13 protein-coding genes are annotated in these 15,943 nt (G+C 56.0%); 7 read left to right on the top strand and 6 right to left on the bottom strand.

All coding sequences use genetic code 11. The annotated features are described in order from the left end of the window. Positions 1-131 precede the first annotated feature (131 nt). Both CAMM_RS13005 and glf read right to left on the bottom strand, forming a co-directional pair. On the bottom strand, positions 132-740 hold the full coding sequence (locus tag CAMM_RS13005) for a three-helix bundle dimerization domain-containing protein (protein ID WP_003847918.1): 609 nt from the start codon (positions 738-740) through the stop codon (positions 132-134). Between the two features lie 370 nt (positions 741-1,110). Continuing rightward, positions 1,111-2,322, bottom strand: a complete 1,212-nt coding sequence (gene glf, locus CAMM_RS11815; RefSeq protein WP_003847921.1) for a UDP-galactopyranose mutase — start codon at positions 2,320-2,322, stop codon at positions 1,111-1,113. Positions 2,323-2,568: 246 nt separating this feature from the next. On the opposite strand from glf, the gene CAMM_RS11820 reads away from it, so the two are divergent. Then, positions 2,569-4,716 (top strand): N-acetylmuramoyl-L-alanine amidase, encoded by a 2,148-nt coding sequence (locus CAMM_RS11820; RefSeq protein ID WP_232051069.1) that lies wholly within the window; start codon positions 2,569-2,571, stop codon positions 4,714-4,716. Between the two features lie 113 nt (positions 4,717-4,829). Here CAMM_RS11820 and glpK read toward each other — a convergent pair whose 3' ends face one another. From glpK to serS, 4 genes are read right to left on the bottom strand one after another with little or no spacing between them, the layout of a single operon-like run. After that, positions 4,830-6,329 (bottom strand): glycerol kinase GlpK, encoded by a 1,500-nt coding sequence (gene glpK / locus CAMM_RS11825; RefSeq protein ID WP_003847924.1) that lies wholly within the window; start codon positions 6,327-6,329, stop codon positions 4,830-4,832. Beyond that, positions 6,329-7,153, bottom strand: coding sequence for a Cof-type HAD-IIB family hydrolase (locus CAMM_RS11830; protein ID WP_003847925.1), 825 nt, complete (start codon positions 7,151-7,153; stop codon positions 6,329-6,331). The genes glpK and CAMM_RS11830 overlap by 1 nt, the downstream gene beginning before the upstream one ends. A gap of 2 nt (positions 7,154-7,155) precedes the next feature. After that, entirely contained in the window at positions 7,156-8,115 is a 960-nt protein-coding gene (locus tag CAMM_RS11835) for a lysophospholipid acyltransferase family protein (RefSeq protein WP_003847927.1), read from the bottom strand. A gap of 48 nt (positions 8,116-8,163) precedes the next feature. Next, positions 8,164-9,423, bottom strand: a complete 1,260-nt coding sequence (gene serS / locus CAMM_RS11840) for a serine--tRNA ligase (RefSeq protein ID WP_003847929.1) — start codon at positions 9,421-9,423, stop codon at positions 8,164-8,166. 121 nt (positions 9,424-9,544) lie between these two features. Here serS and CAMM_RS11845 point away from each other — a divergent pair, with 121 nt between their 5' ends. The 6 genes from CAMM_RS11845 to CAMM_RS11870 all read left to right on the top strand — a co-directional run bounded on the left by CAMM_RS11845 (position 9,545) and on the right by CAMM_RS11870 (position 15,939). Continuing rightward, positions 9,545-10,297 (top strand): GntR family transcriptional regulator, encoded by a 753-nt coding sequence (locus CAMM_RS11845; RefSeq protein ID WP_003847931.1) that lies wholly within the window; start codon positions 9,545-9,547, stop codon positions 10,295-10,297. 35 nt (positions 10,298-10,332) lie between these two features. Continuing rightward, positions 10,333-11,418 carry a septum formation family protein gene (locus tag CAMM_RS11850; protein WP_003847932.1) on the top strand — a complete coding sequence of 362 codons (1,086 nt, stop codon included), beginning with the start codon at positions 10,333-10,335 and terminating at the stop codon, positions 11,416-11,418. A gap of 40 nt (positions 11,419-11,458) precedes the next feature. Further along, entirely contained in the window at positions 11,459-11,806 is a 348-nt protein-coding gene (locus tag CAMM_RS11855; RefSeq protein ID WP_003847933.1) for a metallopeptidase family protein, read from the top strand. Positions 11,807-11,903: 97 nt separating this feature from the next. Further along, positions 11,904-12,665 carry a 5-oxoprolinase subunit PxpA gene (locus CAMM_RS11860; RefSeq protein WP_003847935.1) on the top strand — a complete coding sequence of 254 codons (762 nt, stop codon included), beginning with the start codon at positions 11,904-11,906 and terminating at the stop codon, positions 12,663-12,665. Beyond that, positions 12,665-14,206 carry a 5-oxoprolinase subunit B/C family protein gene (locus tag CAMM_RS11865; RefSeq protein ID WP_003847936.1) on the top strand — a complete coding sequence of 514 codons (1,542 nt, stop codon included), beginning with the start codon at positions 12,665-12,667 and terminating at the stop codon, positions 14,204-14,206. The genes CAMM_RS11860 and CAMM_RS11865 overlap by 1 nt, the downstream gene beginning before the upstream one ends. 2 nt (positions 14,207-14,208) lie before the next feature. Then, positions 14,209-15,939: an acetyl/propionyl/methylcrotonyl-CoA carboxylase subunit alpha gene (locus CAMM_RS11870; RefSeq protein WP_003847937.1), complete on the top strand. Its 1,731-nt coding sequence runs from the start codon at positions 14,209-14,211 to the stop codon at positions 15,937-15,939. Positions 15,940-15,943 lie beyond the last annotated feature (4 nt).

Here is a 15,943-nt window from a genome sequence, read left to right on the forward strand (position 1 = left end):
GGGGGCACTGATAATCGCCTGAGAATCCGCATTGTGCCTTTCCACACGCAAAAAGAGGCGCCGGTGACTGCTGTGTCATCGACGCCTCTTTTTACACTAAGGCTAGTTCTTATTCACTTGAAAAAGTGCGGTTAAGCGGAGAGTTTTACCTGCTCAGTCAACGGCGTGATGCCGAGCTTGTTGAGCATGTACAGCACGCGAGCTTCCAAATCATCAGCAAGCTCACGAGTTTGCTCTACGTCTTCAGCGTGTGCGATTGGCCAAATCTTAATATCCTTGCCAGCTTCATCACGTGGGACATCTGCGCCCAGGTAAATGATGTAGTCAGGCATGGAGACAGTTCGGACATCTTCTACGTGACGTTCGTGGGCATCAAGTCCACGCTCTCCCAGGACATAAGACATGTGGCCTTCTGTCTGGTTTTCTGGGTGAGAAACTGCGCCATCAACGACCAATGCGTCGCCGGCGTGCTTTTTCGTCAATGCAATGGCGGCCTTAACCAAGTCAGTGTTAAGACCCGCAGCAAAGCGGACGTGGTTACGGTGCGCTCCGAAGTATTCCATTACTTCGCGCTCAACCAGAACAGCAATGTAGTCATCCAAAATGGCTTTGCTCTTATGCTTTGCGATGATTTCATCGAGCTTTGCATTAATAGTCTGCGCCGTGTGGGCGTGGCCGTATGCCTCGTGCAAATCTTGACGAAGAGTTTCGAACCGGGACTCATTATTAACAATAAACATTTCTTCCCCCCACTCACTTTCTGGTATCTGGGTGTCAGGTAATTTAGTGATTCTAAATTCAACCTTTTGTTAACTTACCGTTAACCTTAAGCGACTTCATGGGCGCTGTCAAATAGTTGGCGCAAACCCACTACTTTTCTGCCGCCATTTTCACGAAGTTTTCCGCCCCAGAAATAACAAAACCCGCTGGTCGGAAAGATATTTCCAATCAGCGGGTGTGCGCCAAATTTTTTCGGACTTTTATTCATCGTCCAAAACCGCGCAATCGCGGCGGCTTTTTGGTATGAAAGTCTCAACCCAAGCTTAAGGCAGGTTCGACACTTCTTTTCGAGAAACGAGCAACTTTACCGAGCGGTCCTACCGGACGGTTCTACCGGGCGCGGCCTTGCTGCTCGAGTGGCTGGCCTTCGGTGAAGAAGGGTTCAATCTTGTTATCAAACATCGTCAGCGCGGAACCGATAGCCATGTGCATATCCAGGTACTGATACGTACCCAGACGTCCGCCGAACAAAACGTTGTTCTCGCGCGCTTCCATAGCCGCGAGCTCGCGGTACTTCTTCAACATCTCGCGGTCTTCTGGAGTGTTAATGGGGTAATAAGGCTCATCGCCCTTTTCCGCCGCGCGTGAGTATTCCTTCATGATGACGGTCTTATCCTTGGGATACTGCTTGTCACGCTCCGGGTGGAAGTGGCGGAACTCGTGGATGCGGGTATAAGGGACATCCGCGTCGTTGTAGTTCATCACCGAGGTGCCCTGGAAGTCACCGGTGTTGAGTACCTCCATGTCAAAGTCCAAGGTGCGCCAGCCCAAGTCGCCTTCGGCATAGTCGAAGTAGCGATCCAGCGGGCCAGTGTAGACAACAGGCGCCTCTGGAGACTTCGCGCGTACCTCATCGCGAACCTCGAACCAATCGGTGTCGAGGACGACATCGATAAGCTCTGATGCACACATATTTTCCAGCCACGCGGTGTAGCCATTAACTGGCAGGCCTTCATAGGTATCGTTGAAGTAACGGTTGTTGAAGGTATAGCGCACTGGCAAACGAGTGATATTGCCGGCAGGCAGGTTCTTCGGGTCGGTTTGCCACTGCTTGGCGGTGTAGTCACGAATGAACGCCTCATATAAAGGACGACCAATCAAAGAGATGGCCTTTTCCTCGAGGTTTTGTGCATCATCCACGTTCATTTCCGCGGCCTGTTCCTTGATGAGCTCACGGGCTTCATCAGGAGAGTAGTAGCGGCCGAAGAACTGGTTGATGAGCCCCAATCCCATGGGAAATTGGTAGGCAGTGCCATCGTGCATGGCGAATACACGGTGCTGATAGTCCGTGAAATCCGTGAATTGGGTGACATAGTCCCACACGCGCTTATTGGAGGTGTGGAACAAGTGAGCGCCGTACTTGTGAACCTCGATGCCGGTTTCTGGTTCTGGCTCTGAGTAAGCATTACCGCCGAGGTGATTGCGCTTTTCGATGACTAAAACGCGCTTACCCAGCTGCGTAGCAGCACGTTCTGCCACGGTAAGGCCAAAAAAGCCGGAGCCGACGACGATGAGATCGTAAGTCTTATCAAGGTTGGTCATAGCTGACACCCTATTAGATCCCCGTACCGTTGCCGCGATGGCACGCAATTAAATGGTCATCTCCTCCGAACACGCCGTCAATTCAACATGCGCCACAGTAATCACAGCTGTATCATTGGCTCCAGCTGTTTACTAATATCACTTCGGTCACTTAAGATGACCGTCGGGAGGGCGCCGGCAACCGCCCGACCGAACCCTGGCAGGACATCACTTGTTGAGGGCGAAGTAACTGATAGGGAGATTCCAGTGCAACAACGACGCCGACTTGTTCCCACGAGGTCCTCGTGGGCTACCCCGGTGACCGCAATCTTGGCGGCCACTGCAGTAGCTGCGGCTGCTGCTTTTGGGGGAAACCAAATTCTTAATACCCAGTCCGGAGGCTCCGGCCCGATTGAGACGACGTCGTCTTCGGCCAACTTTGGCGATGGCGACACCGTCGTCGTCGACGACCCCGCTATCGCTGCCCAAGGTGGCGGCGCTGGTCCCCGCGCGGTGAAAGAATTCCGTCAGGATGATCCTTTCTCGATGTTCGCGTTGACCTGGCAGGGACAAAAAGATGTCGCTGCCTTCGTTCGCGCTGAGCAAGAAGACGGTTCCTGGGGCGAATGGTTCAATGCTGAGCCCATGGACGTTGTCACCGAAGGCACCAATGGCACCGACCTCATCTTCGTTGGTGATACCAAGGCCGTTCAGGTCTCTGTCGGCAACGTAGACCTTGGCATCCCCTCCGACGAGGAAGTAGCCGAAGAACTCGGCACAAACGAGGACAACTCCAACGAGACTCCAGCCGAAGCAGCACCTGCTGCCGACGACCAAGCGGAAGCTCCAGCTGAGACCGCTACCGAGACACCGTCTGAGGCGCCGGCTGACACTCCTGCAGACACGCCAGCAGATGCAGCAGCAAATGTTGCAGAGCGTGTCGGACAGCAGGTTTCCGCAGGCACCGCGCCAAAGCCAAGTGATATTGGCAAGATTAAGCCAGTTGCTGATTCCGAAGATCTCCCCGCAGATAGCAGCGCGGTCTCCGCTTCTGACCTCGAGGCTGTCTTTATTGATGGCAACGCACAAGAAAACGGCATTGCCAATATGGCTGATACCGACGGAATGCCGCCAGTTGTCACGCGCGCTGGTTGGGGCGCTAATGAAAGCCAGCGCTGTTCCCAGCCTGATTACACTGAGCCCACCAAGGCTTTGACCTTGCACCACACCGCAGGTAGTAATGACTACTCCCCGGCTCAAGCAGCGGCGCAGGTGCGTGGCATCTTCCAATACCACGCTCAGACCTTGGGCTGGTGCGATATGGGCTACAACGTACTCGTCGATAAGTACGGCACCATCTACGAAGGACGCTACGGCGGCCTAGAGCGCGGCGTCATGGGCGCTCACGTGGGTGGTTTCAATAGCAACACTTGGGCTATCTCGATGATGGGCAACTACGAAACCGCTCAGCCTTCGACCGAAATGCTCAATTCTGTCACCAGCATTGCCGCATGGAAGGCGGCTCAGGCAGGTATCGACCCGACCGGCACCGTAAGCTTGCGCTCCGGTGGGTTCGGCGGCTCCAAGTACCCAGCGGGCACGACGGCAACCGTGCCGGCCTTCCATGGCCACAGCGATTTGCACAACACCTCCTGCCCTGGTGGCAATGTGATTTCGCGCTGGGGAGAAATCCGCAACGCGACGAAGATTAAGACTGACGCCATTAACGCTGGTGACGTCATCAGTCAGCCGCCGACAAACAATAACCCTGGTGGCGGCGACAATGCCGGCGACAACGCTGGAAACGGCGGCGAGCAGCAAGCCGGCGTAGAGGACTTGTCCTCCGCGCTACCTGGCCTGTCGTCCATTGCAGAGCGTGGCATGAACCAGCAGGGCTCTTCCGACTTCAGCCCTGAGGAAACTCAGGCTGTCGCTGCAGTGGCTACCGCTGTTGCTGGTCTGGCCATCACCGCGGGCACAGTGACCTTGCCTGAATCTGGCGATGAAATCATCCCGGGTGTGACTGTCGATGCCTTGCCAGGAATTATCTCCAAGGTCCTCACGGTCACCGGTAACGAAGAAGCAGGTTCTGCCTTCGATACGCTCATCAATGCCTTCGGCCCCGTGCTGGGTCAACCAATTGGCGGGCCAAACTCGGAGAACGCGCAGCTTGTCTACCAGCTGTTTAATAACGGCGTGGTGCTCAGCTCCGAAGAAACCGGTGCTCATGCCTTGATTGGTGAATTCGCGCGTGCTTGGGCAGAGGGTGACACAGCTACCGAGCTGGGTCTGCCGACTTCTGACCAGTACTCCGTTGACCAGGTCAATGGCGGTAACGCCGTCCGCGTTGACTTCCAGGGTGGCTACATCACCTTCGATCCAAATACTGCAACGGTGGATGTTCACACCAACTAAAAGGCCTGTGCCCTGTCCTTAGGAATCCCCTAGCGGCCCGCATGCTTCTTTACGAAGCTACGGGCCGCTTTCCTTATTCCTTTGTTCAGCCGTCGGGCCTGGGCTCGGAAGGGTTACTCTTCCCAATCCAGGGTGCGCTCAACGGCTTTATTCCAGTCCGCGTACAACTGGTCGCGGACTTCTTCGTCCATGTTCGGAGTCCAAGATTTATCAGTCGCCACCAAATCTTCTAAGGCATTCAAATCTTCCCAAAAACCTTGACCAAGGCCAGCAGCAAAAGCCGCACCCAACGCCGTGGTCTCAATCTCACGAGGGCGGATGACTTCGGTGTCTAAGATGTCCGATTGCAGCTGCATGAGCAGTTCATTAGCCACCATGCCGCCATCGACGTGCAAAGAAGTCAAAGCGATGCCAGAGTCGGCTTCCATAGCTTCGACGACTTCTCGGGTTTGAAAGCACGTTGCTTCCAGCGCTGCCCGCACGATATGCGTGCGGTCGACAAAGCGAGTTAGCCCAACGATGACACCGCGGGCATCCGGACGCCACCGCGGAGCAAAAAGACCAGAGAATGCGGGAACAATGTATACCCCGCCATTATCTTTGGCGGCAATCTTTTCGCTCGAGGTGGCATCGGGGATAATTCCCAGTTGGTCTCGTAACCACTGGATAAGCGATCCACCTACTGCTACTGCTCCTTCTAGTGCATAGACCGGCTTTTGGCCTTCACACTGAAATGCGACGGTTGTCAGCAAACCATTATCAGACCAGCGCGGCTGCTCACCAGTATTGAGCAGCATGAATAATCCCGTGCCATAAGTATTTTTGGCTTCACCTTCGCTAAAGGCAGCTTGCCCAAAAAGCGCAGACTGCTGATCGCCCAACACACCAGTAATCGGTACGTTGCCGAGATCTCCGCCCGCGCGCACGTTTCCGAAATCGCCAATGCTCGGGCGAATCTCGGGCAGTATCGACAGCGGAACTCCAACTTCCTCGCACAGCTCTTCATCCCACTGCAAAGTGCGAATGTCCATGAGCAAGGTGCGCGAAGCATTAGTGACATCGGTCAGATGAACCGCCTGCTTGCGCTGGCTCTTGCGTGCCCCACCGGTAAGATTCCACAGCAGCCACGTATCAATCGTGCCAGCGAGCAGCTCCCCGTCTTCTGCACGCTTCCGGGCGCCATCGACATTGTCTAAAATCCACGCGATCTTCGGACCTGCGGGATAGGAATTGGCCAATAGGCCGGTGCGGTCTAACCACTTATCATCGGGATTAATAGCGTGTGAGGTGCGGGTATCTTGCCACACGATAGCGTTGTAGATGGGCTTACCGGTATTTTTATCCCAGACCACGGCAGTTTCGCGCTGGTTAGTAATTCCAAACGCCACGAAATCATCCGGGGTGCCGTCCACTTCCACCATTGCGGCAGAAACCGCGCGGCGAGCGTTATACCAAATCTCAGTGGCATCATGCTCCACCCAGCCCTGACGCGGCATGATCTGCTTGTGCTCGAACTGAGCAGAGGCGCAGATCTCACCATCGTGATTCACAATGACGCAACGGGTCGATGTCGTGCCCTGGTCAAGAGCTGCGACTAAGCGTTGTCCTCCCATTAGAACCACCGTTCAAGTACGTGGGCTACACCTGCTTCATCATTAGAAACCGTGACGATATCGGCGGCATCTTTCACCGCTTGAACCGCATTATCCATCGCAACACCAATGCCTGCCCATTCCAGCATCTCAATGTCATTGGGCATATCGCCAAAGGCAATGACATCCTTTTGCGCGATGCCATAATGGCTAGCTAAAAACTCCACGCCCACTTCTTTGGAAATCCCCGGGGCGGCTACTTCCAACATCCCATCTGGAATGGAGAAGGTTACGTGCGCTAACTCTGGATCCACGTGGGGGTTAATCAAATCGAAGAGCTCTTGAGACTGCAGATCCGGATTGCGGATAATTAGCTTGACTGCCGGCTGGGCGACAACGCCTTCCACCGGTGCCACACCGAAGCCTTCATATGGGCCTTGTTCGGCATAGATTTCATCAACGACGTACAACTCATCTAATGGATCTTGGGCAGAAAGACCAGCGCGTTCGACCGCAAACGACGCCCCACCGTGGCGGACCATGATTTCTTGCACGGTGGAGACAATCTCGTCCATAGCTTCCGATTCCATTTCGATAGCTCGCAGGATTCGGTCCTGGTCGGAGTCATAGACCACTGCGCCATTGGACGTCACGCACAAAGGACGCAACGGAATCTGATCCAAAATGGGCTGAATCCAGCGGTGCGGACGGCCCGTAGCCAGCGCGAATTGTGCGCCGGATTGCACGGCACGCGTGACCACATCCCGATTGCGGGAGACAACGCGGTGTTCCGGGTTTAAGAAGGTGCCATCAATATCCGAGGCAATGAACTTCGGAGCATCCATGGCTATTTCTGGTCCTTTCGGGCCCTACTGGCCATCTTCTTCAATTGCTTTTGTGCACGCTTGGCAAGCTTATCTTCTGCCTTGCGCTCATCAATTGCTGCTTGACGCTCGGCTTCTTTGGCTTTTCGCGCAGCGCGTGCGGCACGATCGGCGGCATCCATCCGGTTGGCTTCTTCTAATGAAGGAGCAGTGCCATTCATGGAGGCCGGACGCCAGGCAAGGCCATCTTCGAAGGGGCCAAAGCGGTCATCGTAAAGCTCTCGTGCCTGCTCCATCATGGATTTCATGGCGAAGTACACGGCGTCGATGTCTTTCTCGGCATCCCCGGTGGTAGGAATTGGTTCTCCGACCACCATGATGATGGGGGTCTTGGAACGCCCCAGGTTTTTCTGACCGCCCTTCGGGAAAATCCGCTGCGAACCCCAGCACACCATCGGAATTAGCGGAACATCGGCGGCATTGGCAATGCGTGCCGCACCATTTTTCATGTCCTTGATTTCAAAAGAACGGGAAATAGTAGCCTCTGGGAAAATCCCCACGAGGTTACCGTCGTGCAAAGCTTCCACCGCGATATTGATCGATGACCCACCCGCGGAACGGTCCACGGGGATATGCTTCATCTTCTTGCCCAGCCATGCAATGAAGGCATTGCCGAAGATCTCCTTCTTCGCCATAAACCGCACCATGCGCTTGCCGCGTAAATACGCAGGCACGCCGCCTAAAATGAAGTCATAATAGCCAGTATGGTTCATCGCTAACACCGCGCCACCGTCCGCAGGGATATTTTCTGCGCCCAAAACGGTAATGCGCAGACCCTGCGCCTGCATGATGGTGCGGGCTAGCGAAATAATCCCCGCATAGAGACGTTCTTTCCATTCCCTATGCGTGGGCAGTCGTTCTAAATCCGTGGGCACCCAGAAAATGCGCTCGCGCAGTTCCAGCGCGGTATTCGAATTAACCATGACGTTTCCTGTTTAACTTTCTGTGTGCCCGGAGAAAAAGGTACCTATTTACTTGATTGGCTCAAGAATGTCTTTGCCCATCATTGGACGCAGTGCCTCTGGGATAACGACGGAGCCATCAGCCTGCTGGTTATTTTCCAAAATTGCAACCAACCAACGTGTCGTAGCCAAGGTGCCATTGAGCGTCGCAGCGATTTGGGTCTTGCCGTTTTCATCGCGGTAGCGAGTTTGCAGACGACGCGCCTGGAAAGTGGTGCAATTCGAGGTCGAAGTGAGCTCGCGGTAAGTACCTTGCGTTGGAACCCAGGCCTCCGTGTCGTATTTGCGGGCCGCGGAAGCACCCAAGTCACCACCGGCGACATCGATGACGCGGTAGTGCAGATTCATCGCATCCAGCATCTCACGTTCCATGCTCAACAGCTGCAGGTGCTGCTTTTCCGCGTCTTCCGGCTTGCAGTAGGTAAACATTTCTACCTTGTCGAACTGGTGAACGCGCAGGATACCGCGGGTGTCCTTACCGTGTGAACCAGCTTCACGGCGGAAACAGGATGACCAACCGGCGTATTGGATAGGGCCTTCGGACAAGTCGATGATTTCATCCTTGTGGTAACCCGCAAGCGCTACCTCAGACGTGCCCACGAGGTAGAGGTCATCACGTTCGAGGTAGTAGATTTCATCCGAGTGATCACCTAAGAAACCAGTGCCGGCCATAATCTCTGGACGTACCAGCACCGGTGGAATCATCAAGCTAAAGCCAGCAGCGCGTGCCTTTTGTGCGGCCAAGACCATCATGCTCAGCTGCAGGAAAGCACCGTCACCAGTGAGGTAGTAAAAGCGTGCGCCGCCAATCTTGGCGCCACGCTTGGTATCAATCAGACCTAAAGACTCGCCCAGTTCCAGGTGGTCTTTCGGCTCAAAATCAAACTCTGGCTTTTCGCCGTAGTGCTCTAAGACGATGAAGTCGTCTTCGCCACCGGCTGGTGCGCCTTCTACTACGTTGGAAAGCTTGTATTGCAGGGTTTCTACCTGCTGCTCAGCTTCGCGCTGAGCTTCTTCTGCTTCTTTGACCTTTGTCTTTAACTCATTTGAGCCTTCCAGCAGGGCTGGGCGCTCCTCCGGAGATGCTTGACCAATCTTTTTACCGAAGGCCTTTTGCTCGGCGCGCAGCTCATCAGCAGCCAAGATCGCAGATCGACGCGCGGCGTCAGCTTCCAGCAGCTGGTCCACCAACTGCGGATCCTCACCACGGGTGACCTGGGAGGCACGAACGACATCAGGGGATTCACGGAGGAATTTAAGATCAATCACGGCGCTAATCCTACCGCACCTAGATCCAAGCCACCGTTACAACCACCAGCCCGAAGCCCGATTGTTTCCTTCAGGCACCAAGTGCTTGCAGTGGTCATAACCAGAGGCTTAGGATGGTTCCATGTCCACAGCGCCGATTCTGCCTCAAAGGGAAATAGTTGATGGGCCAACTCCCAAACATGCCCAGCTTCGCGAAATCCTGGCTGAAGTATGTCGCAGCACGCTAAGACCTGGCGATCCCCTGCCTGGTGAACGGCTTTTAGAAGAGTTTTACGGGGTATCCCGAATTACGGTTCGCCGCGCGATTGGTGATCTCGTTGCTGCGGGCAGGCTTCGCCGAGTACGCGGCAAGGGCACGTTCGTTGCGCCCAATCCACTGGTATCTCGGCTTCACTTGGCGTCTTTTTCCGATGAGATGGGCGCGCAGGATGTCTCTGCTAGTTCGCGAATCTTGCTCTCGGGACGCGCCACAGCTCCCGCGGATGTGAATAAGTTTTTTGACACCGATGAGACGGTTCCGCACATTCATCTGCGCCGTTTGCGCTTAGGTGATGGCGAGCCGTATTCCATTGATGACGGTTGGTATAACTCCGAGTTGGCCCCGACGCTGTTAGAAAATGACGTCTATAACTCCGTCTACTCCATTTTGGAAAACGACTTTGACCTGCCAATTTCCGGGGCAGATCAAACCGTGACCGCGGTTTCCGCAGATGAAGAAGTTGCATCGCTTCTCGATGTTGTCGTCGGCGCACCACTTTTGCACATCATTAGGTATTCCAGCTCTGGTGATAAGCCCGTAGAGTGGTGTTCATCTGTATATCGCACTGACCGTTACCGATTGTCCACCCGAATTGGTCGCGCGCTGGAATTCTAGACTGTACCGGATGGTCGGCTAAACTGAGGTTTCTTATGACTAATGCAAGCAAATCGAAGGCCTGGAGATCCGCGGCCGCATCACGCATTGCACTTGTCGCTGCTGCTTGTGCCGCGGCTTTTATGGGCACTTACGATTATGTCAGCGGCAATGCCGCGCAGATTGCTGCCGACTCCGACGTCATCAACACCACCACGTCCACTCCCTCCCCGGGTGACAGCGCCACGCCGTTTACTGAAGCAAGCGCGGGCGATTGCGTCACCTGGGATGTTGGCAGTGATGGCAGCTTCTCCAACTTCAATGTCACTGACTGTAGCGATCAACACCGCTTTGAAGTTGCCACGGTAGAAAATTTGGCTATCTACCCCACCAGTGAGTTCGGCCCCGAAGCCGAGATGCCGAATATGGAACGGCAGGCTCAACTGCGCGAGGAACTTTGCCAGGGTTCGACGTTGAACTACCTCGAGGGCCAATTCGACCCAGCGGGCAAGTACTCGATTGCACCCATCTTGCCGCCTTCCGATGCTTGGGCAAACGGCGACCGCACCATGTTGTGTGGCCTGCAAACCACCAATGAAGACGGTATCCCGCAACGCACCGAGGGACGCGTTTCCGAAGTAGATCAAGCCAACCTTGCCGCACCAGGTGAGTGCCGCGAGATCGGTGAGGACCAGGTACTGCGCACTGTCGACTGTGCAAAGCCCCACCAGATGGAAACCATCTCTGTGGTCAATCTCGGGGAAGAGATGCCACAGGAGACTCCTTCTGTCGAAGAGCAAAATGATTTCTTGGCTTCGCGCTGCGCCGATGATGCCATTGCTTACGTCGGCGATGAAGAAAAGCTCTACCAGTCCACGCTGCAGCCTTATTGGGGCACAATTTCAGAGACTTCCTGGAATGGCGGCACGCGTTCGGTAAACTGCTCGCTGATTCACGCAGGTAAAGATGGCAACTCCTTCTCTGACATCGTGGGCACTGCTACCGACGGTCGCGATGGCCTGACCATCAACGGCAATCCTCCGGAAAAGCAGCCGGAGCGCAATCCCCTGCGTGGTTCGGAAGACGGTGACTCCAATAATCAGCCCGCACCGAACGAACCGGCACCAGCGCCCGCGCAATAAAGCTAGGGAATCCAACAAAGAAAGCATTGGCCGATTCTAAATGGTGCATGTTTCTGAAGAACGCTTCGATGAAATGGTCAATGACGCGCTGGATAAAATCCCCGACCAATTTGTCGCCAAGATGCGCAATCTGGTCATCTTGGTGCGCGACTTTAATGAGGAAAATCCGGGAATCTTAGGTCTTTATGAGGGAGTTTCACTCACAGAACGCACCCATGACCACACGGGATTTTTACCCGATGCCATTTTTATCTACCGCGGCGCTCTGCAAAATATGTGCGCCACGGAAGAGCGATTGGCGCACGAAGTAGAGGTCACCGTCTTTCACGAGCTCGGACACTACTTCGGCATCGAAGAAGAAGACTTGCACCGGCTCGGATGGGGCTAGTTGCACCACAACTTTAAAGTAACTGGCTTCACAAATTGCCGTGATTAGCGCTACACTGATCTCATTAATTGTTCAACAACATTAGGGATGGTGCAGTATGACTTCGGTGCACATTGATCTCAACGCAGATTTAGGTGAAACCACCGCGGGCAACCCAGTTGCCGATGACCAAGCGATGTTGGAAATGGTCTCGTCCGCCAACGTAGCCACCGGTTTCCACGCCGGCGACCCGCACTCGATTGCAGCCACGCTCAAGGCAGCAGCAGCGGCCGGCGTGACCGTGGGCGCGCACCCTGGGTACAACGATCCAGTAGCCTTCGGCCGCCGCTTTATTGACTACGACCCCGCAGAGCTTGTCGATGAAGTCACCTACCAAATTGGTGCTCTCGACGCCCTCGCGCGGGCGAACGGAACCAAGATTTCCTACGTCAAGCCTCACGGCGCAATGTACAACACCATTGTCCACCACGAAGCCCAAGCAGAAGCTGTCATCGCTGGTATCAAGGCTTTCGGAGATCTGCCCGTGATGCTTCTGCCAGGCGGCGTGGCCGTCGATGTCGCGGAAAAGGCTGGGTTGACGGTTATCCGCGAGGCCTTCGCCGACCGCAATTACAATCCGGATGGCACCTTGGTTAGCCGTCGAGAGGCGAATGCGGTTCTCCACGCGCCGGAAGATGTGGTTGCTCGCGTACTGGAAGTAGCCGAGCGCGGCTCTGTTACCGCCGTTGATGGCAGCGTTTTAAGCGTCGATGCGCAATCCGTGTGTACCCATGGTGATTCCCCCGGTTCGGTGAACCTACTGCGCGAAGTCGTCGCGGAATTAGGTCGCCGCGAGATTGCGATCCGGAGCTTTGTCTAATGCAGATTTATCCCGTGGGCACTCGCGCTTTGCTCTTAGAGCTCGAGGATCTCAACCAGGTCATGGATTACCATGCGGCACTGTCGTCGCGGCCGTTAAAAAATCAGGTCGACTGCATCGCTGCAGCCACCACCGTGTTGCTGACCTTCGCCACGCCTGACTCCACCCGAGCAGCTTCGGAGTACTTGCAAGGTTTCACCCCGCCGTCCGCGACGAAGTCGGAAGCACGCACGGTAGATATCGATGTGCTTTATGACGGCGAAGATCTCGACGACGTCGCGCAGTCCCAAGGCATGTCCCGCGAAGCTTTGATTGAGTGGCATACCTCGACGGAATGGACCGCAGCTTTTGGTGGCTTCGCCCCTGGGTTTAGCTACTGTGCCCCCTCTGATCCCGCGCAGGCCTTAGAAATTCCACGCCGCCCTACCCCGCGCACTGCAGTGCCCGCTGGTGCGGTCGCCATCGCTGGTAACTTCTCCGCCGTCTATCCGCGGAAATCACCCGGCGGATGGCAGCTTTTAGGCACCACGAACACCCCGATGTGGGATTCCCTGGCAGAGCCACCGGCGCTGGTACAACCAGGAGATCGCGTTCGCTACCGGGCAGTACAATCTCTGCCCGAGGTATACGACGCCGACTCCACGCCACGGCGCTCCCCGGCGCGTCTGCCACGCATGGAAGTGCTCGACGCCGGGCTTTTGACGTTATTTCAAGACCTAGGACGCCCCGGGTTTGGCGATCTGGGTGTCACCCCGTCGGGCGCTGCTGATCAAGCATCGGCAGCAACTGCCAATATTGCCGTGGGCAATCCCCGCCAATCCACCGTGCTGGAAAATATCGGCGGCATGGAACTTAAAGCACTCAGCGACACCGTCGTTTGCGTCACCGGCGCGGCATCACGGGTCTACCTCGGCCAAATGCGGGTGCAACTCGCCCGGCCCGTACTGGTAACAGCAGGTCAAACCGTCCGCATCGAACCCGCTTCCTATGGCATGCGCAATTACATTGCCGTACGCGGCGGCTTGATCGCCGACTCTGAGCTCGGCTCTTCCGCCACCGATGTCCTCTCCGGTCTCGGCCCCGCCCCAGTGCAAGCCGGAGACATCCTCGGAGTCCTGCCGCGCTCCAGCGGCATGACTGACGGCCGGCTCATCAACCCGTTGCGAGTAAGCCACGATGAATCCGGCACAACCACTGCCACCTTGCGGTGTGTGCTCGGACCCCGCGATGACTGGTTTGGCGAGCACGTACAGCAGTTCTTAGATACGGAATGGACGGTCAGTTCCTCCTCGAACCGCGTCGGTCTGCGCCTGAATTCGGACCTCACCATCGAGCGCGTAGTCACCGGTGAATTGCCGTCTGAAGGCATGGTCGCAGGCTCAGTCCAGATTCCACCCAATGGCGAACCCGTGCTTTTCCTTCGTGATCACGCAGTCACCGGCGGTTACCCCGTCATCGCCACCGTTTTAGAAGAAGATATTGATATTGCCGCTCAGCTGCCACCAGGATCCAGCGTGCGCTTCAAAGTAGAGGGAAAATAGATATGAAGATTAAAACTATTCTCATTGCCAATCGCGGTGAAATCGCCGTCCGCATCGCGCGGGTAGCTCGTGACCTGGGCATTAAGTCCGTTGCCATCTACTCCGAAACGGACGCAGGTGCCCTGCACACCCAAGTCGCCGATGAAGCTTTTGCGCTTCCCGGTAACTCCGCAACCGATACCTACATGAATATCCCCGCGCTCTTAGATATCGCAGTCCGCGCCGGAGCTGATGCTATTCACCCCGGTTACGGCTTCCTGTCGGAAAACGCCGATTTCGCACGCGCGGTCATCGACGCCGGCATGATTTGGGTAGGTCCTCAACCCGAGGCCATCGAGCTCTTGGGAGATAAGATTGCCGCCCGCCGGGTGGCAGAAGAGGTCGGAGCACCGCTGGCACCAGGTACTTCAGATCCTATCGACGATTGGCAGCAAGCCCGCGAGTTCGCCGAAGAACACGGCCTTCCCATCGCGATTAAAGCAGCTTATGGCGGCGGCGGCCGCGGGCTAAAGGTCGTGCACAATATCGATGACATCGAAAGTGCCTTCAATTCCGCCGGCCGTGAAGCCATGGAGGCTTTCGGCCGCGCAGAATGCTACGTCGAAAAATTCCTCACGCACCCACGCCACGTCGAGGCTCAGGTGCTCGCAGATACCCACGGCACAGTAGCCGTGCTTGGCACCCGCGACTGCTCCACGCAGCGCCGTTTCCAAAAGCTGATTGAGGAGGCCCCGGCGCCATCGCTTAGCGATGCCCAACGCGACGGCATCATCGAAGGCGCCCGGTCGATTTGCTCCAAGGTAGGCTACACCGGTGCGGGCACCGTAGAGTTCATCGTTTCCGAAGACGGCACCATCTCCTTCCTGGAGGTCAACACCCGCGTGCAGGTCGAGCACCCAGTCACTGAGGCTGTCACCGGAGTGGATGTTATTGCGGAACAGATTCGCATCGCCGCTGGTGAACCGCTGTCCTTTACCGAAGACCCGGCATCGAATGGCCATGCCTTCGAGTTCCGCATCAACGCCGAAGATATCCTCAATGGTTTTGCCCCGTGCCCAGGCACCATCGTCAGCTTTGAGCCTCCGACAGGCCCTGGCATCCGCGTGGATTCTGCCGTGCGTTCCGGCTCCATTATTCCGCCGTACTACGATTCCTTGATTGCCAAGCTCGTAGTATGGGGGCCTACCCGCGAGGTAGCCATCTCGCGTGCACGTCACGCGCTGCGGGAATTTGAGATCTCCGGTGTGCGTACCGTGCTGCCGTTTCACCGCGACATGCTGGAAGAGCCTGCCCTTATCGGTGATGAGCTGGGCGTGTACACCGACTGGGTCGACCAAAACTACCGCCCAGCTGCGGCCACCCAGGTCGAGAAAGTCGAAGAGGTCTATGCACCCCGTCGCACCATCGCCGTAGAAATCGATGGCAAGTTATTAAATGTTGGCGTGCCGATGGACTTCCTGCGCTCCATTGCACCGTCTGAAGGCTCTGACAACGCCTCCGCGAGAGCTTCCGACAGCGCCAACGATGGGGATGTGTTCTCGAATTTCGAAGCCAACCTCGTGGACTGGAACGTCGCGGATGGCGATGAAGTCAACGAAGGCGACGAGATCGCCACCGTTGAGGCCATGAAGATGGAATCCGCGGTCAAAGCTCCTCGCAGCGGTACCATCAAGCTGGTGGCGCAGGTCGGCGATCGCCTGAGCACGTCCACCGTGATGGCTACTATCTCCTAGCTTT

The sequence above is a fragment of the Corynebacterium ammoniagenes DSM 20306 genome, from assembly GCF_001941425.1.
Classification (GTDB): domain Bacteria; phylum Actinomycetota; class Actinomycetes; order Mycobacteriales; family Mycobacteriaceae; genus Corynebacterium; species Corynebacterium ammoniagenes.